Source organism: Stenotrophomonas sp. 80084_Sma (assembly GCF_056481995.1).
Window position 1 is genome coordinate 4,422,211 of the sequence record NZ_CM151177.1, and the last position, 22,723, is coordinate 4,444,933.

The 22,723-nt window shown below is 66.4% G+C and carries 20 protein-coding genes and 1 pseudogene; 10 read left to right on the plus strand and 11 right to left on the minus strand.

Going from position 1 to position 22,723, the window contains the following annotated elements; all coding sequences use genetic code 11:
• Positions 1-48: 48 nt before the first annotated feature.
• Complete coding sequence (locus ACZK3W_RS20340; protein WP_125894221.1) at positions 49-705, minus strand: hypothetical protein; 657 nt, start codon at positions 703-705, stop codon at positions 49-51.
• Between the two features lie 125 nt (positions 706-830).
• On the opposite strand from ACZK3W_RS20340, the gene ACZK3W_RS20345 reads away from it, so the two are divergent.
• Complete coding sequence (locus ACZK3W_RS20345; protein ID WP_125894223.1) at positions 831-1,379, plus strand: hypothetical protein; 549 nt, start codon at positions 831-833, stop codon at positions 1,377-1,379.
• An 81-nt stretch (positions 1,380-1,460) separates the two neighbouring features.
• Here the strand turns inward: ACZK3W_RS20345 and hmgA are convergent, their stop codons facing one another.
• Positions 1,461-2,768 (minus strand): homogentisate 1,2-dioxygenase, encoded by a 1,308-nt coding sequence (gene hmgA, locus ACZK3W_RS20350; protein WP_125894225.1) that lies wholly within the window; start codon positions 2,766-2,768, stop codon positions 1,461-1,463.
• 104 nt (positions 2,769-2,872) lie between these two features.
• Entirely contained in the window at positions 2,873-3,985 is a 1,113-nt protein-coding gene (gene hppD / locus ACZK3W_RS20355) for a 4-hydroxyphenylpyruvate dioxygenase (RefSeq protein WP_182266825.1), read from the minus strand.
• A gap of 129 nt (positions 3,986-4,114) precedes the next feature.
• Here hppD and ACZK3W_RS20360 point away from each other — a divergent pair, with 129 nt between their 5' ends.
• The gene (locus ACZK3W_RS20360; protein ID WP_125894227.1) at positions 4,115-4,609 is read left to right on the plus strand and encodes a MarR family winged helix-turn-helix transcriptional regulator; all 495 of its coding nucleotides are present in this window, start codon (positions 4,115-4,117) and stop codon (positions 4,607-4,609) included.
• 380 nt (positions 4,610-4,989) lie between these two features.
• Positions 4,990-6,045, plus strand: a complete 1,056-nt coding sequence (locus ACZK3W_RS20365) for a PDDEXK nuclease domain-containing protein (RefSeq protein WP_125894229.1) — start codon at positions 4,990-4,992, stop codon at positions 6,043-6,045.
• A 31-nt stretch (positions 6,046-6,076) separates the two neighbouring features.
• On the opposite strand, the gene ACZK3W_RS20370 is transcribed toward ACZK3W_RS20365, so the two are convergent.
• The 4 genes from ACZK3W_RS20370 to ACZK3W_RS20385 all read right to left on the minus strand — a co-directional run bounded on the left by ACZK3W_RS20370 (position 6,077) and on the right by ACZK3W_RS20385 (position 10,613).
• Positions 6,077-7,216, minus strand: coding sequence for a hypothetical protein (locus tag ACZK3W_RS20370; protein ID WP_293793575.1), 1,140 nt, complete (start codon positions 7,214-7,216; stop codon positions 6,077-6,079).
• 215 nt (positions 7,217-7,431) lie between these two features.
• Positions 7,432-8,037: a thioredoxin family protein gene (locus tag ACZK3W_RS20375; protein WP_125894233.1), complete on the minus strand. Its 606-nt coding sequence runs from the start codon at positions 8,035-8,037 to the stop codon at positions 7,432-7,434.
• Positions 8,038-8,056: 19 nt separating this feature from the next.
• Positions 8,057-9,556, minus strand: coding sequence for a peptide MFS transporter (locus ACZK3W_RS20380; protein ID WP_032127146.1), 1,500 nt, complete (start codon positions 9,554-9,556; stop codon positions 8,057-8,059).
• A 181-nt stretch (positions 9,557-9,737) separates the two neighbouring features.
• Entirely contained in the window at positions 9,738-10,613 is an 876-nt protein-coding gene (locus tag ACZK3W_RS20385; protein WP_125894235.1) for a tryptophan 2,3-dioxygenase, read from the minus strand.
• A gap of 335 nt (positions 10,614-10,948) precedes the next feature.
• On the opposite strand from ACZK3W_RS20385, the gene pdhA reads away from it, so the two are divergent.
• From pdhA to ACZK3W_RS20410, 5 genes are all read left to right on the plus strand, one after another.
• Positions 10,949-12,031: a pyruvate dehydrogenase (acetyl-transferring) E1 component subunit alpha gene (gene pdhA, locus ACZK3W_RS20390; protein ID WP_049461216.1), complete on the plus strand. Its 1,083-nt coding sequence runs from the start codon at positions 10,949-10,951 to the stop codon at positions 12,029-12,031.
• Positions 12,024-13,091, plus strand: a complete 1,068-nt coding sequence (locus ACZK3W_RS20395) for an alpha-ketoacid dehydrogenase subunit beta (protein WP_019338598.1) — start codon at positions 12,024-12,026, stop codon at positions 13,089-13,091. Before pdhA ends, ACZK3W_RS20395 begins: the two co-directional genes overlap by 8 nt.
• Position 13,092: 1 nt before the next feature.
• The gene (locus ACZK3W_RS20400) at positions 13,093-13,446 is read left to right on the plus strand and encodes an SH3 domain-containing protein (protein ID WP_005411349.1); all 354 of its coding nucleotides are present in this window, start codon (positions 13,093-13,095) and stop codon (positions 13,444-13,446) included.
• Positions 13,443-14,828, plus strand: a complete 1,386-nt coding sequence (locus tag ACZK3W_RS20405) for a dihydrolipoamide acetyltransferase family protein (RefSeq protein ID WP_478450231.1) — start codon at positions 13,443-13,445, stop codon at positions 14,826-14,828. The genes ACZK3W_RS20400 and ACZK3W_RS20405 overlap by 4 nt, the downstream gene beginning before the upstream one ends.
• Before the next feature lie 216 nt (positions 14,829-15,044).
• On the plus strand, positions 15,045-16,082 hold the full coding sequence (locus ACZK3W_RS20410) for a hypothetical protein (RefSeq protein ID WP_478450232.1): 1,038 nt from the start codon (positions 15,045-15,047) through the stop codon (positions 16,080-16,082).
• 28 nt (positions 16,083-16,110) lie between these two features.
• Here ACZK3W_RS20410 and ACZK3W_RS20415 read toward each other — a convergent pair whose 3' ends face one another.
• The 3 genes from ACZK3W_RS20415 to ACZK3W_RS20425 all read right to left on the minus strand — a co-directional run bounded on the left by ACZK3W_RS20415 (position 16,111) and on the right by ACZK3W_RS20425 (position 18,082).
• A complete protein-coding gene (locus tag ACZK3W_RS20415; RefSeq protein ID WP_107432650.1) occupies positions 16,111-16,497 on the minus strand; it encodes a VOC family protein in 387 nt (128 codons plus the stop codon).
• A 242-nt stretch (positions 16,498-16,739) separates the two neighbouring features.
• Positions 16,740-17,447, minus strand: coding sequence for a helix-turn-helix transcriptional regulator (locus ACZK3W_RS20420; protein WP_478450233.1), 708 nt, complete (start codon positions 17,445-17,447; stop codon positions 16,740-16,742).
• Positions 17,447-18,082, minus strand: coding sequence for a Rossmann-fold NAD(P)-binding domain-containing protein (locus tag ACZK3W_RS20425; protein WP_478450234.1), 636 nt, complete (start codon positions 18,080-18,082; stop codon positions 17,447-17,449). The genes ACZK3W_RS20420 and ACZK3W_RS20425 overlap by 1 nt, the downstream gene beginning before the upstream one ends.
• 105 nt (positions 18,083-18,187) lie before the next feature.
• On the opposite strand from ACZK3W_RS20425, the gene ACZK3W_RS20430 reads away from it, so the two are divergent.
• Positions 18,188-19,726, plus strand: a complete 1,539-nt coding sequence (locus ACZK3W_RS20430) for a GGDEF domain-containing protein (protein ID WP_253144325.1) — start codon at positions 18,188-18,190, stop codon at positions 19,724-19,726.
• Between the two features lie 64 nt (positions 19,727-19,790).
• On the opposite strand, the gene ACZK3W_RS20435 is transcribed toward ACZK3W_RS20430, so the two are convergent.
• Positions 19,791-20,717 (minus strand): DUF808 domain-containing protein, encoded by a 927-nt coding sequence (locus ACZK3W_RS20435; RefSeq protein WP_180838785.1) that lies wholly within the window; start codon positions 20,715-20,717, stop codon positions 19,791-19,793.
• Positions 20,718-20,961: 244 nt separating this feature from the next.
• Between ACZK3W_RS20435 and ACZK3W_RS20440 the strand changes: the two are divergent.
• Positions 20,962-22,608 (plus strand): annotated as a pseudogene (locus ACZK3W_RS20440) (ABC1 kinase family protein); the annotation flags it as partial.
• Positions 22,609-22,723 lie beyond the last annotated feature (115 nt).

Below are 22,723 nucleotides of genomic sequence, written 5' to 3' on the forward strand. Positions count from 1 at the left end.
GCGATTCTACGCTGGCCCCGCGCGCATGGCTGGGCCGTGGATCAAGGATCAGCCACAGCCTTCCACATAATCGACCTGCGGGGTCTGCCCGACCCTCCACGCACCGACCCGGCCGTCCGCACCGAGTGCGAAATCGATCACCGCCCCACCCTCCTGCGCCGGACGCACGCGCAGGTGCTGGGCCTTCTCGTCGTACTTGTCGGGGCCGACGTCAGCGCGCTCGGGGTAAAGCACCTGCAGCTCACCCAGGGTCATGCCGACCTTGCCGCCACCTGGTGCGGTGATGGCTGCGCTGCGCACGTCGTAGCGCACCAGCTTGCGGCCTTCGATCATCAGGCGGGGGTCTTCGGCATTCTGCGGTCGCAGGAAATAGCAGCCATCGTTGCTGTCGTCGGCCGGCAGCGGTTTGCCACTGGCATCGGTGCCCAGCCCCTGCAACGGCGCGCCGAAGCCACTGCGGACCTCAGCGATGCCGGCGCCCAGCTTCGCGCCGGCGAAGCCCTCCAGGTGCGCGGGACTGTCCTCGCGGCGGTCATTGGCTGGACGGGCTGCCAGATCAGGATCCGTCGACTGCGCGGGCCCGGTAGCCGAGGCGGTTTCGGCCGGGGTATCGCTGCCGCTGCCGGCCGCCCCCTGCCTGTCGGAGCCAGCACTGCAGGCGGTGAGCGAAAGGAGCAACAGACCAGCAAGCGGAAGGTGCTTCATCGGTGCGGTTCCCTGGCACGAAGGTGGCTGCACGCTAGCCCATCCTGTGTGCAGGCGCTGCATTGTCATCGCGGTTTCATCGCCTTCGTTCAGGCTCGGCGAGCACCGACCTGGCCGTCCCTTCCATGCAACCGCGCAAGACCGATCTCGCCCGAACCGCGCTGCAGGCCCACCGCGCGCCGCTGGACATGCGCCAGCGCCGGCTGCTGATCCTGTGCGACGGCCAGCGCACCATTGCCGACCTGACCGGCCTGCTCGGCCAGGACGCACCTGCGATGGTCATCCAGCTTGTACAGGCGGGGTACCTGAGCACCGGTACTGCCGCCACGGCCGCACCGCCGTCGCCGGCACCCGCGGCAGCGCCGGTTCCGCCCGCACCACCAGCCGCGGCACCTGCGGCAACTCCGGCCACCGCAGTGGAGCGCCGCCGCTCGCTGGTAGCTGCGCGCATCTACGTGCTGGGCATCCTGGAAATGCAGCGCCATCCGCAGGCGGCGGCGCTGTTCCGCGACCTGCAGCAGGCACGCGCCGAAAGTGAAGTACTGCAGGTGCTGCACTCGGCCATGCAGTTGCTGCCCGGGCTGACCTCGGAGGGCTACTGCCAGCGCGTGCGCCAACGCCTGCTGGAAGCGCTGCCGCTGGAGCACTGCGACGCGTTCGTCGAGGTGGCGTAAGCGCAGGTTCCGGCGGAGAACATTCACGCATGGCGTGGATGCGATCAGGATCCGTGCCGACCAAGGTCGGCACCCACCAAGCTAGCGGGACGACCGGAAGTTGTTGCGCAGGCCGTTCCAGCACTGCTGGTAATCGCCCTGGCGATGGCCGGCGGCCAGCGCCTGTGCGGTCGGGCGGATCACCGCGCGGGTCTCGAACATGAAGGCCATCGTGTCCTTGATCACATCGGCCTTGGACAGGTCCGCATTGGAAGCCTTGTCGAAGGTCGGCGCGTCCGGGCCGTGGCCGCTCATGCAGTTGTGCAGCGACGCGCCACCCGGCACGAAGCCCTCTGCCTTGGCATCGTAGGCGCCATGCACCAGGCCCATGAACTCGCTGGCGATGTTGCGATGGAACCACGGCGGACGGAACGTGTTCTGCGCCACCAGCCAGCGTGGCGGGAAGATCGCGAAGTCCATGTTGCTGGTGCCGGGCGTGTCGCTGGGCGAATGCAGCACCAGGAAGATCGACGGATCCGGGTGGTCGTAGCTGATCGAACCGATGGTGTTGAAGCGGCGCAGGTCGTAGCGGTACGGCGCGTAATTGCCATGCCAGGCCACCACGTCCAGCGGCGAATGGTCGATCGGCGCACGCCACAGGCGGCCCTCGAACTTGGCGATCAGTTCGAAATCACCGTCGACATCCTCGAACGCCGCGTGCGGGGTTTCGAAGTCGCGCGGGTTGGCCAGGCCGTTGGACCCGATCGGACCGAGGTCCGGCAGTTTCAGCAGCGCACCGTAGTTTTCGCAGATATAGCCGCGGCTCGGGCCATCGGGCAGTTCGACGCGGAAGCGCACGCCGCGCGGGATCACCGCGATCTGCTGCGGCTCGATCTCGATCACGCCCAGCTCGGTCAGCAGGCGCAGGCCGCCCAGCTGCGGCACGATCAGCAGCTCGCCATCGGCATCGTAGAAGTAGCGGCCGACCATGTCGCGGTTGGCGGCGTAGAGGTGGATGCCCACGCCGGCATGCGCATCGGGCGAGCCGTTGCCGCCCATCGTGTACAGGCCCTCGACGAAGTCGGTCGGCAGTTCCGGCAGCGGCAGCGGGCTCCAGCGCAGCTGGTTCGGCGAAGCAGGCTGAGCGCCGAAATCACACTGCAGCTGCGACTGCGCGAACGGCGTGAATTCGCCATGGGTCACCGCCGGGCGGATCCGGTACAGCCAGCTGCGGCGGTTGCTGCCGCGCGGCGCGGTGAAGGCGGTGCCGGTCAGCTGTTCGGCGTACAGGCCGTGGGCCACCTTCTGCGGCGAGTTCTGCCCGACCGGCAGCGCGCCGGCGACGGCCTCGGTGGCGAATTCGTTGCCGAAACCGGACTGGTAGCCGCGGGTGGTGATGGCGGTGGACATGGGGGCTCCTGAAGAACGGCGAGACCGGAACGGGAAGCAGCCGAGCATGGCTCGGCTCTACAGATGAGCAGGCGCCGGGCATGACCCGGCGCTACCGTTGAACGTTACAGCACGCCGCGGCGGATCTGATCGCGCTCGATGCTTTCGAACAGCGCGGTGAAGTTGCCTTCGCCGAAGCCTTCGTTGCCCTTGCGCTGGATGATCTCGAAGAAGATCGGGCCGATGCAGTTCTGGGTGAAGATCTGCAGCAGCTTGCGCTGGTGGGTTTCCGGATCAGCGTCGATCAGGATCTTGTTCTTGGCCAGGCGCGCCACGTCTTCACCGTGGTTCGGCACGCGCTGATCGATCACGTCGAAGTAGGTCTCCGGCGTGTCGAGGAAGTCCACGCCCTGCGCACGCATCGCTTCGACGGTCTCGTAGATGTTCTCGGTGAAGCAGGCGATGTGCTGGATGCCTTCGCCCTTGTACGCGTCCAGGTACTCGTTGATCTGGCTCTTCGGGTCGGACGATTCATTCAGCGGAATGCGCACGATGCCGTCCGGCGCGGTCATCGCCTTGGACACCAGGCCGGTCTTCAGGCCCTTGATGTCGAAGTAGCGGATCTCGCGGAAGTTGAACAGGCGTTCGTAGTAGTCCGACCACTGCTGCATGTTGCCGAAGTACAGGTTGTGGGTCAGGTGGTCGATGAAGGTCAGGCCGAAGCCCACCGGGTGCAGGTCGGCACCGGCGATCGGCTCGTAGTCGCCGTCGAAGATGCTGCCAGCGCTGCCGTAGCGGTCGACCAGGTACAGCATGCAGTCGCCGATGCCCTTGATGACCGGCGCGTTGACCGCCTTGCTGTCCGGCTTGAAGGCGATGGCTTCGGCGCCGTTGCCCAGCGCGGTCTGGTAGACCTCCTGGCCCGGCTTCTTGAAGCGGATGGCGAAGCCGCAGGCGCACGGGCCGTGCTTTTCGGCGAAGTCCGAGGCGAACGAATCGGGGTCTTCGTTGACCAGGAAGTTGACGTCGCCCTGGCGATAGACGGTAATCGGACGCTGCTTGTGCTTGAGCACCGCGCTGAAGCCCATCTTCCGGAAGTACTCGTGCAGCTCCTGGCCACGGCCGGCCGGGGCGGCGAATTCGACGAACTCGAAGCCGTCGATGCCCATCGGGTTCTCGAAGGTGGTGACCTGCATGCCGGGGTTGGGGTGCGAGGCGGTCGGGACTGCGGTATTCATGGCGTGGCTCCGAATCGGTACCGCATCGGTACAAACCAGGTGCGGGCAGGTAGGGACCCGGCGAGAATGCAGGGTCTGGACCTACCCCTTATAGTTACACTTGAAACCACCAGCAAGGTGCACCGCAACATGAGCCCCGCCGATCCCGTTTCGACCCGCCTGCGTTCCTCGCACGTCCTGCTCGACCTGGAACAGTTCCTGCCGTACCGGCTGAGCGTGCTGTCCAACCGGGTCAGCGGCAACATCGCCAAGCTATACGGCGATCGTTACGGTCTGGCGATTCCCGAGTGGCGGGTGATCACCATCCTGGCGCTGTACCCGGGCTCCTCGGCCAGCGAGGTCTCCGACCGCACGGCGATGGACAAGGTGGCGGTCAGCCGTGCCGTGGCGCGCCTGCTGGAGCGCGGCTTCATCAAGCGCGAGACCCACGGCGACGACCGCCGCCGCTCGGTGCTGGCGCTGTCGGCGGCCGGCTTCGAGGTGTACGAGACCATCGCGCCGATGGTGATCGAGATCACCCGCAAACTGATGTCGGTGCTGAGCGAAGAGGAAGAGCAGGTGCTGGAAAGACTGATCCTTCGCCTGGCCGGCGAAGGCCTGGAGCGGATGGGCGAAGGGGTCTGAAAGAAAAAAGGGGACGGAGGGGATTAAGTCGTTTTGGCCCCCAGATCGCGGGTTCCGACCCCGACCGGCAGCGGAACAGTGGCTGGGCGATTGTCGTCCGCCCCCTTTGATCTGACGGGACCCGCTCTTTGGCGGACTGCGGACCGACCGCAAACGATGCCATCGGACGCATTCCCCCCCCGCAGATCCCGTCCTGAAGTGTCGCCCTCGCCCGGCGACATTTCCGCATTGGCCCGATACGGCCCGTTTCCGCCAGGCTGGTGTATCGAAACGGGCTGATCCAGTGAATTCTCCTATTGGACTGCTCACGTGTGCGGCCTGACGGTAAACGTTCAACGGGTATCAGCCCGGCCATGGATCCACATCGGACGGGCCCCCTCATGGATGACTCGCATTCAACGCTGCCGCATGGCCAGAAATTGCTGGCCGATCTCAGAGAGCTGATCTGCGCGGCGCGCAACAGGATGCACAGAACCATCAACAGCGAGCTCACGCTGTTGTACTGGCGGATCGGGCGGCGCATCCACGCTGATCAGTTGAGGGGCCGACGGGCCCGCTACGGAGAGCTTGTCTTCACCCGGATAGCCAAGGCGCTGACGACCGAATTCGGTACCTCCTTCGGTGAAAAGAGCCTGCGCCGGATGGTGCAGTTCTCCACCGCATTTGCGGACGAGCAGATTGTCGTATCGCTGATACGACAATTGAGCTGGACCCACTTCATCGCACTGATCCCCCTGGCGGATCCGCTCAAGCGTGACTTCTATGCGCAGATGGCCGCCACCGAGGGCTGGAGTGTGCGCATGCTGCGCCAGCGCATCGATTCGATGTTGTACGAGCGCACGGCGCTTTCCAGTCAACCCGAGCAGACCATCGCCGATGAGTTGGCGGCACTGCGTGGCAACCAGCAGCTGTCTCCAGGGCTGGTACTGCGTGATCCCTACGTCCTGGATTTTCTTGGCCTGAAGGACAGCTGGGACGAGCAGGACCTTGAAAGCGCGATCCTTCGCGAGATGCAGGGCTTCCTGCTCGAACTTGGCACGGGCTTCAGTTTCGTCGCCCGCCAGAAGCGCATCCAGATCGACGGCGATGACTTCCACCTTGACCTGCTGTTCTACAACCGGCGTCTGCGCAGGCTGATCGCTATCGAGCTGAAGATCGGCGAGTTCAAGCCCGCCTATAAAGGGCAGATGGAACTCTACCTGCGCTGGCTGGACCGCTACGAACGTGAGGACGGCGAGCAGGCGCCGTTGGGCATCATCCTCTGCACGGGGAAAAAGGCGGGTCAGATCGAATTGCTGGAGCTGGATCGCTCAGGCATCCATGTTGCGGAATACCTGACCACGCTGCCCTCTCGTAAGGTCCTCAAGCAAAGACTGCAGACCGCCATGGAGCGGGCCCGGCAAAAGCTGCAGACCGCGGCACCCGGCCCCCTGTAGATCCACGCCGCGCGTGGATGGCGCTCATGCTTCAGCTCAGATGCTTGCGCCGCGCATGGATCCACGGCACCGCCAGCGCAGCGATGGCACCGCCGGCGAAGCCCAGCGATGCGGCAACCGTGGCCGCTTCGACCGCGCCCGGCAGCGCCAGCGCAGCAGCCACCAGCAGCAGCGACGGCAGGCCGACGAAGGTGCCCAGGAAGAAGTGCCAACGCGGTGACCAGGTGTTGAGCTGCAGCAGGCTGACCGGCTGCCAGGCGTCAGACGCGGTGTCTTCGGCGATTTTCGCCACGACCTTGCCCAGGTCCACCTCCGGTAGCGCACGCCCCTGCCGTGCGGTCGCCAGCAGTTCGGCCACCGCCTCCACCGGCGGGAAACTGGACGGCCACGCAACCGGCGCCGGCACGCCATAGGCGGTCAGCAGCGGCACGCTCAGCCACGGCGCCACCAGCGGGCGCATGCGGCGGCGGCCATGCACGCACCAGATCTGCGGCTGGCCGTGCGCGGTGACGCTGTACAGCGCCAGTTCGTTGGCCGGCGGGTAGCCGAGCATGGTCACCCGCGCGGCCAGGCTGTCCTGGCCCATCGCGCGCAGGAAGCCAGGACGGCTGCGCCCTTCCTGCATCCACGCCAGACCGAGTGCACCCACCAGATAGGCCTCGGCCACGTCCTTGCTGCCGACGGTAGCGCGTTCGTCACTGGCCAGGTACCAGGCCAGCGATTTCGGTTCGGCGACATCCTCCAAGCCCCAGCGGCTGTCGTCTCCCAGCACGTGGCGCACCGGCAGGCGCGCGGGCGCGGTTTCGCCACGTTCGCCGGGTTGCAGGAACGGCAGCACGCCCTGGATGAACGTGGACAGTTCGATCGCACGCACGCCTTGGCCCTGCCATTCCGGCGGCAGCAGCCCGGCCAGCTGGCCGTCGGCGGCCAATGCATCGAGCCGTGATTTCTGCTCGACCAGTTTCTGCACCGCCCCCTTCAGCACCACGTTGTCGGGCAGCGCGATCTGCGGCAGGCGGTGACGCGGCGGTGCCAGTTCAACGGTGTCCTCGCCGGTACCGGCGTCATCCAGCAACGCCTCCTGCGGCGGCAGGGTCACGCCCTCGCCTGCCCCAGCCTCGGCCAGGTCGCTGGCAGGTTCGGGCAGTCGTTCGGCGTGGTCGCTGTGCATGGGCGTTCCGGAAGGTTGCATCGACGGGATGTCGACTGAGGTCCTTGCCGGTAACGGCGTACGTGCGATGAAGTTGAGACGCCGTTTCAGAGAGTGTGACGGCGCGCGCAATCGACCCACGTCACGCGTGGATGTGCCTCAGTGCCGACCAACGGTCGGCACCCAACGGGGGTGGCGGTCAGCGGTCGGCATCCACCGAAGCGGCCGGCACTACCCTATTCCGGTTTGTCAGGTGCCCACTGCTTGAGGAACGCGGTCACGCGCGCGGGCTGGAAGGCTTCGCCCTTGCGCAGCTCGCCGGTCGCCTGCGACACCAGCAGTCCGCCATCGGCATCGAGTACCAGCAGGTACGGGTAGTCGCGTTCCATCATCGGGAACTGGGCGAAGAAAGCGGTGTTGGGCTGTTCGTCGCTGGCGTTGACCTTCACCCACACGTAGTGGGCATCGCGGAAGCGGCGCAGGTCGCCGTTGCCTTCCACCACCTCGTCCAGCGCCCGGCAGCGCTCGCAGGCGGCGTTGCCGACCTCGAGCAGGATGCGCTTCTTGCCGCGCTGGGCTTCCACCTTGGCGGTGGCCAGGTCGTCGGCGGGGTTGCGGGCCGGGTCGAACTGCGCGCCGAGCCCTGCGATGGCGGCGATGTCCGCCGCCACCGGGGTGTTGCCCGAGGCCACCGGTTCGCTGGGGTCAGCGACCGGTGGCTCGGTGGGTCGGGTATCCAGAGGCTGCGTAGGCTCGGCGGCGGCAGGCGGTTGCGGTTGGGAACAGGCGCCGATCAGCGCCACACAGACCACCACCACTGCACCACCGAGCTTGCTGCGCATGCCTACTACCCTCTCATCATCATTTGACGCCGTGCATCAGCTTGTTGATCAGCGGGGCGACCAGGAACAGCACCACGCCGGAGCCGATCAGGGCCCAGAACCCGAAGGTATACCCCTTCAGGGCCGACTCGACCGTCATGCCGCCTTCACCACTGACCACGCCAGCGAAGATGCCCGACAGGTTGTTGCCGATGCCGGTGGACAGGAACCAGCCACCCATGCCGAAGCCGACCAGGCGCACCGGGGCCAGCTTGGTCACCATCGACAGGCCGATCGGCGACAGGCACAGCTCACCCACCGACTGGATGACGTAGACCATGAACAGGGTCCAGAACGGGATCTTGCCGTCCACGACCATCTGCGACAGCGCGTACATCAGCAGGGCGAAGGCGGCGCCGTTGAACAGCAGGCCGAGGCCGAACTTGCGCGGAATGGACGGGTTGGCACGGCCCAGGGCCACCCAGATCCAGGCGATGATCGGCGCCAGGGTGATGATGGCCACCGAGTTGACCGACTGGAACCACGCGGTCGGGAAGGTCCAGTCACCCATCTGGCGGTTGACGATGTTCTCGGCCAGGAAGGTGAACGAGCTGCCGGCCTGCTCGAAGAACATCCAGAACATCACGTTGAAGGCGAAGATGATCAGCATCGCGATCACGCGGTCGCGCTGCACCTTGCCTTCGCGGATGCCCTCGACCAGCAGCAGGATGGCCAGCGCGGTGAACATCGCGCCCAGGATCCAGGCCAGTGCGGTGGCGCCGGTGGCCAGCAGGAAGTAGGCGACCGGGATGGCGACCACGGCACCGGCCAGCACCATGATGATGCGGCCGAAGCCTTCAGCGCCGGCCGGCGGTGCACCGATGCCCTTCAGGCCGGCACGACCGATGTAGAACCACACCAGCGAAATCAGCATGCCCACGCCCGAGGCGATGAACACGACCTTGTAGGACGGCATCGCGTCGGTACCGAAGACCTTGCGGGCCAGGTACTCGGTCAGCACCGGGGCGATCATCGCGCCGATGTTGATGCCCATGTAGAAGATGGTGAAGCCCGAATCACGGCGCTCGTCCTTCAGGCCATACAGCTTGCCGACCATGGTCGAGATGTTGGGCTTGAACAGGCCGTTGCCGACGATGATCGTGGCCAGGCCGAGCTTGAAGATGTGCTCCTGCGGCAGCGAGATCATGAACAGGCCGGCGGCCATGATGATCGCGCCGGTCAGGATCGATCGCTGGTAACCCAGTACCCGGTCGGCCACGTAGCCACCGAAGATCGCTGCGGCATACACCAGGGCCAGGTAGGCGCCGTAGATGCGGCTGGCGTCGCCTTCACCGGCAGCGCTGCCGTTGTAGAACTGGGCGACGATGTACAGCACCAAGGCCCAGCGGATGCCATAGAACGCAAAGCGCTCCCAGAACTCGGTCATGAACAGCATCCACAACGGGCGCGGGTGGCCCAGCGTGGTCTTGAAGTCCGGCAGCGCCGGCTCTGGGGTGTTCGCAGTGGCGTTTACGCTCATGCGGATTTCCTGGTTCGGTGGATGACGAGCACGTCCGATGTGCAGTTGGAGCAACGCGCGAGGATCACCGACTTCTGGCGTTCACGTCAAATACACGCCGTTTGAGGCAGGTGCCAGCCTGCTCCCTGAACTTGCATCTGAAACGATCCAGCCGCCGGCCGGGATCCAAGCTGAATACGGATCAGCCCTCTTCTGCCGGGGGCCCGGCCTGCAGGCTGGTCCGCACCTGGAACAGTTCGGGGAAGAAGGTCAGTTCCAGCGCCTTGGCCAGGAAGCCCACGCCGGACGAGCCGCCCGTGCCGCGCTTGAAGCCGATCACCCGCATCACGGTGCGCATGTGTCGGAATCGCCACAGCTGGAAGGCGGTCTCCAGGTCCACCAGGTCCTCGCACAGCGAATACTCGCGCCAGTAGCGATCGGTGTCCTGGTAGATGCGTTCGAAGACCGGCTGCAGTGCGTCATCGGCCACATGCGGCTGGGTCCAGTCGTGGGCCTCGTACACCGCCGGGACGGCGTGGCCGAAACGGGTCAGGTACTTCAGGAATTCCTCGTACAGGCTCGGCGCTTCCAGTGCCGTGCGCAGCTGCGCCTGGCCGGCCGGGTCGTGCTCGAACACCTGCAGCATCTGCGCGTTCTTGTTGCCCAGCAGGAACTCGATGTAGCGGTACTGCAGCGACTGGAAGCCCGACGACGGGCCCAGCACGTCGCGGAAGCCCATGTACTCGGACGGGGTCAGCGTTTCCAGCACCGACCACTGCTCGGTCAGCTGGCGCAGCACCTGCTTGCTGCGCGCCAGCACCTTGCGGCACTGCCAGACTTCATCGCGCTGCAGGAAGCCGATTGCGGCACGCAGCTCATGGCCCAGCAGCTTCAGCCACAGCTCCGAGGTCTGATGCTGGATGATGAAGAGCATCTCGTCGTGGTGCGGCGGGCTGGACAGCGGCTGCTGCGCGCTGAGCAGCTGGTCCAGCCGCAGGTAGCCGCCATAGGTCAGGCGTCCCTGCAGGTCGGTGTGGATGCCGGCTTCGAGATCGCGTTGGTTGTTGTCGACGGACATGGGCGGGACCAGATCGGGGGCGGCAAGGGTAGCGCGTTGCCGCCGCGCTGGCAGCCGCCGGGTCCATACTCGGGCGTGCGGTTGGCCGTGGAGCATCGGCCGATACCAGGCCTGCGCGTGGAACCGCCCAGGCCGTTGTACTGGCGGTCAGCCAGAGGCGTATTCTGATGCTTTGCAGCAACGACTGAATACGTTGTTGTTATTGGCCCCCCACCCGCCGGCAGGGGTAAAACGGGGAATCGCCGTGTTGCGGCGCAGGAAGGCTATTCCGTACGCGTTCCTTAACATGGCGATTCATATCATTTGTAACTTCTCTGTCGAAGGTGCAGTACGCAATGACGGTTGCCGCTGAATTCAAGATCGAATACCTGCAGTACCTGGATACGGACGGCAAGCTCGTCCGCGATGACCTGCCCGCGTCGCTGCGCGACCCCAAGGTCCTGGTACCGCTGTTCAAGCAGATGCTGTTCGTACGTACGTTCGACAGCAAATCCATCGCGCTGCAGCGCACCGGCAAGCTCGGCACCTACGCCGCCTGCCTGGGCCATGAAGCCGCGCACGTGGGCATCGGCGCTGCGATGCAGAAGGACGACGTGTTCGCACCTTCGTACCGCGAGTATGGCGCGATGTTCATGCGTGGCGTGCGCCCGCACGACGTGCTGATGTACTGGGGCGGCGACGAACGCGGCAACGATTACGGCGGCAACGCGGCCAAGGACTTCCCGTTCTGCGTGCCGATTTCCACCCAGTGCCTGCACGCCGCAGGCGCTGCGCTGAAGTTCAAGCTCAACAAGGAACCGCAGATCGCGGTGGCCGTGTGTGGCGACGGCGGCAGCTCCAAGACCGACTTCTACGCGGCACTGAATTCGGCCGGCGCCTATAAGCTGCCGCTGATCCTGTGCATCGTCAACAACGGCTGGGCCATCTCGGTTCCGCGTTCGGCCCAGACCGGTGCCGAAACGCTGGCGCAGAAGGGCCTGGCCGGCGGCCTGCACTGCCTGCAGGTGGACGGCAACGACCTGATCGCAGTGCTGGCGGCGATGGAGCAGGCGCGCGAACGTGCGCTGGCCGGCAACGGTGGCACCGTGCTGGAACTGATGACCTACCGCCTGTCCGACCACACCACCGCCGATGACGCGCGCCGCTACCGCGACGACGCCGAAGTGAAGGATGCCTGGCAGCGCGAGCCGATGCTGCGCCTGCGCAAGTACCTGATCAACGCCGGTGTGTGGAGCGAAGAAGAGGAAACCGCGTGGGTCGCCGAGTGCGGCACCCGCGTGGACGAGGAAGTGAACCTGTACCTCAACACGCCGGTGCAGCCGGTCGAGGCGATGTTCGACTTCCTGTATGCCGATCCGCCGCCGGACCTGCTGGCCCAGCGTGCCCAGGCGATCGCCCTGGAGAAGCGCCATGGATGAGATCAAGAACGGCGCGCCCGGCGCGCACACCAACGCCGCCGACAGCGCCGCCGTCGCGCGCGGAGAAGAGAGCATGACCACCACCCCCATCACCCTGATCGAAGCCATCACCCAGGCACTGGCCTGGGAGCTGGAGCACGACCCGTCGGTGCTGGTGCTGGGCGAGGACGTGGGCGTCAACGGCGGCGTGTTCCGCGCCACCGCCGGCCTGCAGCAGCGCTTCGGCTCCGAACGCATCCTCGACACCCCGCTGGATGAAACCACCATCGCCGGCCTGACCATCGGTCTGGCGGCGCAGGGCATGAAGCCGGTGGCCGAGGCCCAGTTCGACGGTTTCATGTACCCGATGGTCGACCATATCGTCTGCCACGCCGCCCGCCTGCGTTACCGCACCCGTGGCCGCCTGCACTGCCCGATGGTGCTGCGCGTGCCGTGGGGCGGTGGCATCCGCGCGCCGGAACATCACAGCGAAGCCAACGAGGCGATCTTCACCAACGTGCCGGGCCTGCGCGTGGTGCTGCCGTCGTCGCCGCAGCGCGCCTACGGCCTGCTGCTGGCCGCGATCCGCGAGCCGGATCCGGTGATCTACATGGAGCCCAAGCGCATCTACCGCCAGTACAAGGAAGTGGTCGTCAACGACGGCGAGGCCTTGCCGCTGGACGTCTGCTTCGTGCTGCGCGACGGCACCGACGTGACCCTGGTGACCTGGGGCGCGCAGGTGAAGGAAGCGCTGGAAGCGGCCGACAAGCTGGCCGGTGAAGGCATCAGTGCCGAAGTCATCGACGTGGCCACGCTGCGTCCGCTGGACTTCGCCACCATCGCCGAATCGGTGGCCAAGACCGGCCGCTGCGTGATCGTGCAGGAGGCCCCCAAGACCGCGGGCTTCGGCGCCGAAATCGCTGCGCGTCTGGCCGAGGAATCGATCTACGACCTGCTGGCCCCGGTCGAGCGCGTTACTGGCTACGACACCCACATTCCGCTGTTCCGCCTGGAAATGAAGTACCTGCCGAGCGTTGAGCGGATCGTGGCTGCGGCCAAGCGCGCGGTGGCGGCCGGCTGACATGCGGGCCCGCCTTCTGGGGGCTTACCGCAGCCAGTATCCCAACCCGCTCCGGTTCCACACCGGCCAGATCGTCGAAGTAGGTGTCCGTGACGAGGAATGGCCGGCGTTTGCCTGGGTACGCACCAACGATGGGCGCGCTGGATGGGCGCCCATCGCCTGGTTGCAGCTGCTGGACGAGGGTCGCGCCGAAGCGCTGTGCGACTACGACGCCCGCGAGCTGGATGTGGAAAGCGGCGAGATGGTGAAGCTTCATCACGAACACGGCGGGTGGTGGTGGTCCGAGCGCGCCAATGGCGCGACGGGTTGGCTGCCGGCCCGCGAACTGGAACTGCTGGAAGAGAACTGCAAATGAGCCAGACCAAGAACTTCAACCTGCCCGACCTGGGCGAAGGCCTGCCGGACGCGACCATCGTCGAGTGGTTCGTCAAGGAAGGCGATGTGATCAAGCTGGACGAGCCGCTGGTCTCGATGGAGACCGCCAAGGCCGTCGTCGAGGTGCCGTCGCCGTTCTCCGGCAAGGTGCTGAAGCTGTCCGGCGCTGCCGGCGACATCATCCCGACCGGCTCGGTGCTGGCCAGCTTCGAACTGGACCCCAACCTGCCGCAGCGCGCGGATGGCCAGGACACCGGCCACAGCCACGGCCATGCTGCACCGGCCGCGGCACCGACCCCGCCGCCGCTGCCGGCCGCTGCCGCACCGGTGGCCGCCGAAGCGGCCAAGCCCGCCGCCGCCGAGCGTGATGACGCCGGTACCGTGGTCGGCGCCATGCAGAGTTCCAACGCCGTGCACGCCGAGCAGGCGCTGGCCGTCGGTGGCGTCAAGGCCGTGCCGGCAGTGCGTGCCACCGCGCGCAAGCTGGGGGTGGACCTGTCCCGCGTACGCGCCACCGGCGCCGATGGCGCGGTGACCATGGCCGACGTCAAGCAGGCAGCTGCGGATGGCAGCGCAAAGATCGGTGCCGCTCCGGCGCCGGCCGCTGCTGCCTATGCCGCGCCGGCCCCGGCGCAGGTGTCTGCCCCGGTGCAGAGCGAAGCGCGCACCCCGCTGTCTGCTGCCGGCAAGCCGATGCGTACCCAGCCGCCGGGCGTGGTCGCCAAGGGCCAGCCGGAACCGCTGAAGGGCGTTCGCCGCAACATGGCGCGCGTGATGGCCGATGCGCACAGCAAGGTCGTGCCGACCACGCTGAACGACGATGCCGACATCCACGCCTGGCTGCCGGGCAACGACGTCACCGCGCGCCTGGTGCGCTCGATCGTGGTGGCCGCGCAGAAGGTGCCGGCGATGAACGCCTGGTTCGACGGTGAAGCGCTGACCCGCACCCTGCACGCCCAGGTCGACATCGGCATCGCCGTGGACACCGACGACGGCCTGTTCGTGCCGGCCCTGCGCAACGCCGACATGCTTGATGCACGCGGCATCCGCGAAGGCGTCAACCGCCTGCGCGAGCAGGTGGAAGCGCGTTCGATCGCCGCCTCGGAACTGAGCGGCTACACCATCTCGCTGTCCAACTTCGGCATGTTCGCCGGCCGCTACGCGACCCCGGTCGTGGTGCCGCCGTGTGTGGCCATCGTTGGTGCCGGCCGTGCCCGCCACCAGATGACCCCGGTGATGGGCGGCGTGGAAGCGCACAAGGTGATCCCGCTGTCGGTCACCTTCGACCACCGCGCGGCTACCGGTGGCGAAGCCGCCCGCTTCCTGCGCGCGATGATGGACGATTTGGCGCTGGCCAGCTGATCGGCCACCTTATCGGTGGGTGCCAACCTTGGGTTGGCACATGAAACTGATTGGTGGGTGCCAACCTTGGTTGGCACATGAAGTGGAGAAACGCCGGGCACTGCCCGGCGTTTTTTTGTGCCCGCTCCGTCGTGCCCCATCTACGCATGGACGTGGATCTACTGGGCTCTCCGACGGTCGGGCGAGAGCGCAAGGGAGCATTTTGAGAATAGTTGCATGGATTCCCAAGAGCAGCTCGATAGCATTGAGCCTCTCTGCAGACGTCGAATTTCCATGTTCGAGACACCACCCACACTCGAAGAATTCCTGAAGGCGGGCGATGATTTTTTCCGCGCCTCTCCATTCTTCTTACGGTTGACGAGGGATGAGGATCCGTCGGACGCGAACTGGGTCCTCAGCATCATCTTCCTGCGCTGGCTCGCTCGAAATCGCGCGTTCCTCGACGCATCGGTCGGCTCTACGGTGGCCGCCGCACCCTCGCCGGCAGATACCTTGGCATGCATCGAAGCTGCCTTCCAGGACGAAATCCCCGGCGCTGCGTTCGACCCGGAATTGTTGGAGTTCACCGTTCGCTACTTCTGCATGGCTGCCCCCTACTTGTCGGACTTCTTCTCGTTGTTCCCTCAAGACGCCATACCTTCGCCGGACGCCATGTGGGACAAACAGGAGCAGGTGTACGCAATTATCGACTTCCGTCTGCAGTCATGGCGCAATGGCGAGCCCATCGTCCGGGCGCTCATCTCCAAAACCGATCAACAAGGGGACGCCGAACCGGCTACGCCGCTGGACGCTGATGTCTGGATCTCAACGCTGGCAACGCTATCGGATGCTGCGGTCACCCGAGAAAGCTGCTGGGCATATGCCGACCACTTCTACAGGCCTCTGACGAAACCACCGTCAGTAGAAGTCGTCCTGGCAGTCATGAGGGAGTTCCTTCGATCCCCGCCGCATGACGCATCACTTCTTTGCTCGGTTGAGAATTTCCTGACAGAAATTCCCGTGCCACTGTATCTGGACGCATATGCAACCAGTGCCGCCCAACTCCTAGATATCGCGCCACAGCACGCACTGAGTCTCCTGGGCTATCCGTGCAGCGAGCTCGATCGCGATCAGATTCAGAATTTGATTTCAGCGATCAGACTTCGCAACCCACATCGCGACGTCATCCGCGAAATCGCTGAGCTGGCCGTTGAATGGAATGGTGACAATGACGAGCCCTTCGCAAGTATGGTGGCGGCAGCCAAGCAGGAATAGGAGCCGAGCGGAGCCGGCTCCCGCGCCATCAATCGCGCGCGACCATGCCTTCGGCACGGCTGTACACACGCAGACGGTGTCCATCCGGGTCTGCCCCGACAAAGGTATGGCCGAACTCCAGCGTCACCGGCGCCTGCAGGATCTGCACGCCGAGTGCGTGCCACGCATCGTGCATCTGCTGCACGGCCTCCGGGTTGGCGACCACCATCGCCAGTTCAGCGGCACCGGCCTGCGCAGACACAGGTGGCTGCACGTCGTCGCGTTGCCACAGGCCCAGTGCGGCGCCATCGCCGAGCAGGAACAGGGCGAAACCGGGCGACTGCTCGACCGGTGGCTTGCCGAGAATGCCGCTGTAGAACGTGGCGCTGGTGGCGACGTCGCGCACGTACTGCAGCAGGGTGCTGGGCGTGAACATGGGAAACCTCCGTTGTTGGGAGCGTTCATGGTGGTACGGCCCTGCTGACAGATTCTGTCAGTAGCCTCGAGCGTGATCGACTGCTGTTGCCTCTGCCCTGGTAGAGGTCGAGCTTGCTCGACTGCTGTTCGCGAAGATCAAAGGCGGTCGAGCAAGCTCGACCCCTACCAGGAGCAAAGAGCGAAGGCCCCCTCCCCCAGCAGCCGGAAGCAAAGCGCGGAAGCGGTCGAGCAAGCTCGACGCTACGAACGGTCCAGCCAGTCCGGTGCGATGCCCTGTGCCTTCTGCCAGCGCCGCAGCAGGGTGGCGCGCGGCACGAGGTAGCGATCCTCCAGCACGCGCACCTGGCGGATGCGGTCCAGCCGGAAATGGCGGAAGTCCTCGCGGCTCTCGCACCACGCCGCCAGCATCGGTACTTCATCGAAGTAGCCCAGTGCGAACGGCCAGACAATGCGCTCGCTGCGCTGGCCCTGTGCATCCTGGTAGCCGAACTTCAGGCGCCGCTGTGAACCCACAGCCCCACGCACGGCCTGCAGGCGTGCCGCCGGCATCTTGGCCGCAGCGCGCGAAGGGCCCACGCGCAGGCCACTGTCACGCAGCGCTTCGCGGCGCGCGGCAGGCAGCACATGCGCGATACGCGCCAGAGCGTCACGTGCGGCCTCGGCCAACGCTGGCTCGGTGCGCGCCGCGACCCAGCGCAGGCCAAGCACCAGCGCGTCGATCTCGGCGGGCGGCAGGGTCATCGGCGGCAGGGTATCGCTCGGTGCCAGCTGGTAGCCGACGCCAGCCTCACCCCGCAGGTCGGCACCCTGTTCGCGTAACGTCTCGATATCGCGGTACAGCGTGCGCAGGCTGATGCCGAGCGCTTCGGCCAGCACCTGCCCGGCCACCGGCCGTCGATGGCGGCGCAGCAGTTGTTGAAGCTGGGTCAGGCGCAGCGCACGCGACATCAGCCGACCAGCGCGCTCGATGCCACCACATGCTCACCCGGTTGCGGGGCCAGCGCGGCCTCGACCAGTGCCTTGGCGATTTCGCTGGCCGGGTTGATCCGCCACGCCCGTGGCAACACCGGCCCCAGCGCGCCGAACACCGTCAGCGCCAGGCGCTCGCCACGTCGCACCTCGGTGCGCTCGCCGCCGATCAGCCCGGGGCGGACCAGGGTCAACGAGTTGAAGCCCAGCGCGCGCAGGTCATGCTCCAGCTCGCCCTTCACCCGGCTGTAGAAGATCGACGACTGCGGGTTGGCGCCGGCTGCGGAATTCAGCACATAGGTCTGCGCACCCTGCGCCTGCGCCAGGCGGGCGAACGCCAGCGGGTAGTCATGGTCGATACGGTGGAAGGCCTCGCGGCTGCCGGCTTGGGCGATGGTGCTGCCGAGCGCGCAGATGACCGCGTCCACGCGCGTCCATTCGGCTGCGTCGGGCAGTGCATCGAAGGCCAGCACCGGGTTCTCCAGCTTGGCGTGGGCCACAGTCAACGGGCGGCGGGTCGGCGCGATCACGGCGCTGCAGCGCGGGTCGTCCAGCAGCCTGGACAGGGTCAGCCCACCAACCAGCCCGGTCGCCCCCAGCAACATCACGCGCATCACCACCTCCACTGCGGCATCCTGTCGCCCATCCTAGCCGTTCAAGCCGTCGGCGGCCGCGCCGATATGCTGGAACCAGTCCCTGCCAGCCCCAGGATTTGCTCCATGACGGACCAGCCCGACCACCGCCCTGCCCCCGGTACCGCCCTTGGGCCGCCGGCACGCGTGCGCGCGGTGGTGGACGATGGGCTGGGCGACCGCGTGGTGCTGCAGGGTGGCGGTGGCGTGGCCCTGCAGCAGCTGTTCGCCGGCGCCGACGCACCGGAGCCGCTGCTGGCCGCGTTCGCCAATGGCATGGCCACCCTGCCCGGCGAACTGGGCGACATGGGCGACCGCCTGCAGTCGGCGCAGGCCAGCGCCGATTGGCCGCGCTATGGGCGCGCGATGCGGCAGCTGATCGACAAGTACATCCGCACCATCGAACAGCATTCGCCGGATGGGCAGCCGGAAAGCCTGCGCCTGTCCGAGCAGCTGCGCCTGCTGCTGGGCGGCGCGGTGGTGGCCCTGCTGCAGCACGATCCGGACCTGCGCGAGCAGGCGCAGACGCTGGCCATGCAGCTGCGCCAGTGGCAACCGGGCACGGCGCTGGAACCGATCGAACAGGGCGTGCGCGAGCTCGGCCACCAGGTCGGCGTGCGTGCCGAGAGCTGGCAGGAGCAGCAGGCGCTGCTGCTTGAGCTGTTCGCGCTGCTGCTGGAGAACGTGAGCGAGCTGCTGGATGACCGCAGCTGGCTGCAGGGCCAGATCGCCGCAGTACGCCAGCTGCTGGACGGGCCGTTGGAAGCTGAGGCGGTCGAGCGCACCCGCGCCGAACTGCGCGAAGTGATCTACAAGCAGGGCCTGCTGCGGCAGGGCATCGACGATTCGAAGGCGGCGATGCGCGGGTTGATGGGCGAGTTCATCGAGCGTATGGACGGCATGGCCACCAGCACCGGCGAATACCACGACCGCATTGGCAGCTATGCGCTGCAGCTGCGCGAAGCGCGCAGCATCGCCGACCTCAATCAGCTGCTGCAGGACGTGATGCGCGATACCGGCAAGGTGCAGCAGCAGGCCGCACAGGCGCGCGATCACCTGGCCAACGCGCGGCAGGAAGTGGAGCGTGCAGAGCAGCGCATCGCCGAGCTGGAGCAGGAACTGCGCGCCGCCGGTGACCTGGCGCGCATCGATCCACTGACCCAGGCGCTGAACCGCCGTGGCCTGGACGAACTGCTGCAGCGCGAGCTGGCGCGCGCCGCGCGCAACAACTCACCACTGGGCGTGGCGGTGATCGATCTGGATGATTTCCACCAGACCAACGATGCGCACGGCCATGCCGGTGGCGATGCGCTGCTGCAGCACCTGGTAGCCGTGTGCAAGCTGCTGCTGCGCGCCACCGATGGCATCGCGCGGCTGGGTGGCGACGAGTTCGTGCTGGTGCTGCCGGAAACCCAGGGTGCCGACAGCATGGCCACCGTGCAACGCCTGCAGCGTTCACTGGCGCACCGCGTGCTGACCGTGCAGGACCAGCGCGTGCCGGTGCACTTCAGTGCCGGGTTGGCGCAATGGCAGCCCGGCGATGACACCGAAGCGCTGCTGCGGCGCGCGGATGACGCGCTGTATGCAGCCAAGCGGCAGGGCAAGAACCGGGTACAGGCGGGTTGATCGTGGAATGGGGTCAGATCCCTTTTCCGCAGGAAAAGGGATCTGACCCCGACGATCAGCGAGATTACTTCCCGCGCAGCTTCTGGAACCCGGTCACCGCCGCCAGCACGATGGCACCGGCGATGATGCCGACCACCATGTTGGCCGCAGCACTGATCAGCCAGCCCCACTGCCCTTCGCCACCCAGCGCCTGCACCGCGTGGTGCAGCGCCGGCACGTTGTGCACCAGGATGCCGCCGCCGACCAGGAACATCGCGATGGTCCCGGCCACCGACAGGAACTTCATCAGCCACGGCGCCGAGGCCACCAGGCCACGACCGAAGGCAGCAATGGCACCGCCCTTGCGCGACAGGTACAGGCCGACGTCATCAAGCTTCACGATGCCCGCGACCAGCCCGTAGACGAAGACCGTCATCGCCAGTGCGACCACGGCCAGGGTGACCACCTGGTTGGTGAACGGCGCGGTGGCGACCACGCCCAGGGTCAACACGATGATCTCGGCCGAGAGGATGAAGTCGGTGCGGATCGCGCCCTTCACCTTGTCCTTCTCCCACGCGACCATGTCCACCTGGGTATCGGCCAGCGCCTTGCGCCGCTCGGCCTGATGCTCGGCATCGTCGTCAGCCGAATGCAGGAAGCGGTGCGCCAGCTTCTCCACGCCCTCGAAGCACAAGAAGGCACCACCGATCATCATCAATGGCACGATCAGCGGCACGTTCCAGCCACGGCTGTGCAGCCAGGCCTCCAGCGCACTGATCGCCAGCGCCGCCGGTACCAGGATCACCTTGTTCACCAGCGAGCCCTTGGCCACCGCCCACACCACCGGCAGTTCGCGGTTGGCGTTGACCCCGGTCACCTGCTGCGCGTTCAGCGCCAGGTCGTCGCCCAGCACGCCGGCGGTCTTCTTTGCCGCGACCTTGGTCAGGACCGAGACATCGTCGAGCAGGGTGGCGATATCGTCGAGCAGGGCGAACAGGCTGGCACCGGCCATGGCGGATCCAAAAGAGGGAATGGGCGGATTCTGACCGATCCGGCGTGGGCTGCGGAAGAGATCGGGTTCACCGCATGCCTACCGCCCCCCGGCGACACTGCGAAATCCGGTAGTGCCGGCCGCTGGCCGGCAACCGCGCAGTTCCGGACATTGCCGGCCAGCGGCCGGCACTACCGTCTTTGCCGCATGGGAGTTCCGCTTGAGCAATCCGCCCACCGCCAATGGCAATCCCCCGCTGGTCAAAGGCATGAACCGGCGCAGCCAGATCCTGCGCCTGCTGATGCGCTACCGCCATTCGGGCGTGTTCTCGGGCATGAACCTGGACGCCGCCAGCAACCAGGCCGACGTGCCCGCCGATGGCAACCCGGAACAGTTCGTCAGCGACCTGGAGGCGCTGGGGCCGACCTTCGTCAAGCTGGGCCAGATGCTGTCCACCCGCCCGGACATGGTGCCGGTCGAGTTCGCCACCGCGCTGGAGCGCATGCAGGAAAAGGTGGCCGAGATCCCGGTCGAGCGCATCCATGCCATCGTCGAGCAGGAGCTGGGCGCGCCGGTGAACAAGCTGTTTGCCGCGTTCGATCCCGAGCCACTGGGCTGTGCCTCGATCGCGCAGGTGCATCGCGCGGTGCTGCACGATGGCCGCCAGGTGGCGGTGAAGGTGCAGAAACCCGAGGTCGCCGCGCAGCTGCGCTCGGACCTGGAGGCACTGCGCAGCTTCGCGCTGGCCGCGGACCATCTGACCCAGGTCGGCCGTCGGGTACGCCTGCGCGACTGGCTCAACGAGTTCGCCAAGACCCTGATGCAGGAGCTGGACTATCACGCCGAGGCCGAGAACCTGGCCCGTTTCGGCCGGCACCTGAAGCCGTTCCGGCGGCTGTGGATTCCGCAGCCGCTGTGGGATTACAGCAGCCAGCGTGTGCTGACCATGGAACTGGCCACCGGCGTGCGCGTAGATGCGATTCCCGATGTGCGCCGCACCGAGCAGTCGATGGACCCGCTGGCGGCGGCGCTGATCCGCGGCTACCTGGACCAGATCTTCGTGCATGGCGAGATCCATGCCGACCCGCACCCGGGCAACCTGCGGGTGATGCCAGATGGACGGCTGGCGATCTTCGACCTGGGCATGGTCGCGCACATGCCGCCGCGTCTGCGCGAGCGCCTGCTGAAGATCCTGTTCGCCGCGGTCGATGGTCGTGGCGAAGAAGTGGCCGACGACCTGATCAGCATCAGCACGCGGCTGGAGGCGTTCGACGAAGAACGCTATCTGCGCGAGACGGGCCAGCTGATCGCGCGCTACGCCGCCAGTGGCAGCTTCTCGGAAGGCCGCGTGGTGCTGGACTTGGTGCGCATCGCCACCGCCTGCGGCCTGCGCACGCCGCCGGAGCTGAGCCTGCTGGGCAAGGCCCTGCTCAACCTGGAAACCGTGTGCCGGTTGCTGGCACCGGACCTGGATACCCGCCGCATCGTCGAGCGCCAGCTGCAGCATGTGATGCGCGCACGCCTGAAGAAATCGCTGTCAGCCGCCAACCTCGCCAGCGAGGCGATGGAGCTGCAGCAGCTGCTGCGCGATGGGCCGCGCAAGCTGTCGGATATCATGGCGCTGTTGGCCGAAAACCGCCTGCAGATGAAGGTGACCGGCCTGGAAGAATCGCGGTTGATGGAGAACCTGCAGAAGATTGCCAACCGCGTGGCTGCCGGCATCATCAGCGCCGCATTGATCATGGCTGCGGCGATGATGATGAAGATCGACACCGGCTGGCACCTGTTCGGCTACCCGCTCATTGCGCTGATTCTGCTGTTCATCGGCGTGGTGCTCGGCCTTGGCATCGTGACCAGTGCATTGCTGTTCGACCGTCGTGCGCGGGCACGCGAAGAACGCGGGCATCGCTAGCGCATCAGCGAAAACCGCCGTATTCATGCGGTTTTTAATGTAATCAAACGAAGCCCTTCACGCTCGTTTTACCTTCTGAGCGCGATTGCGCGGGTGTTCTTTACAACAAACATTT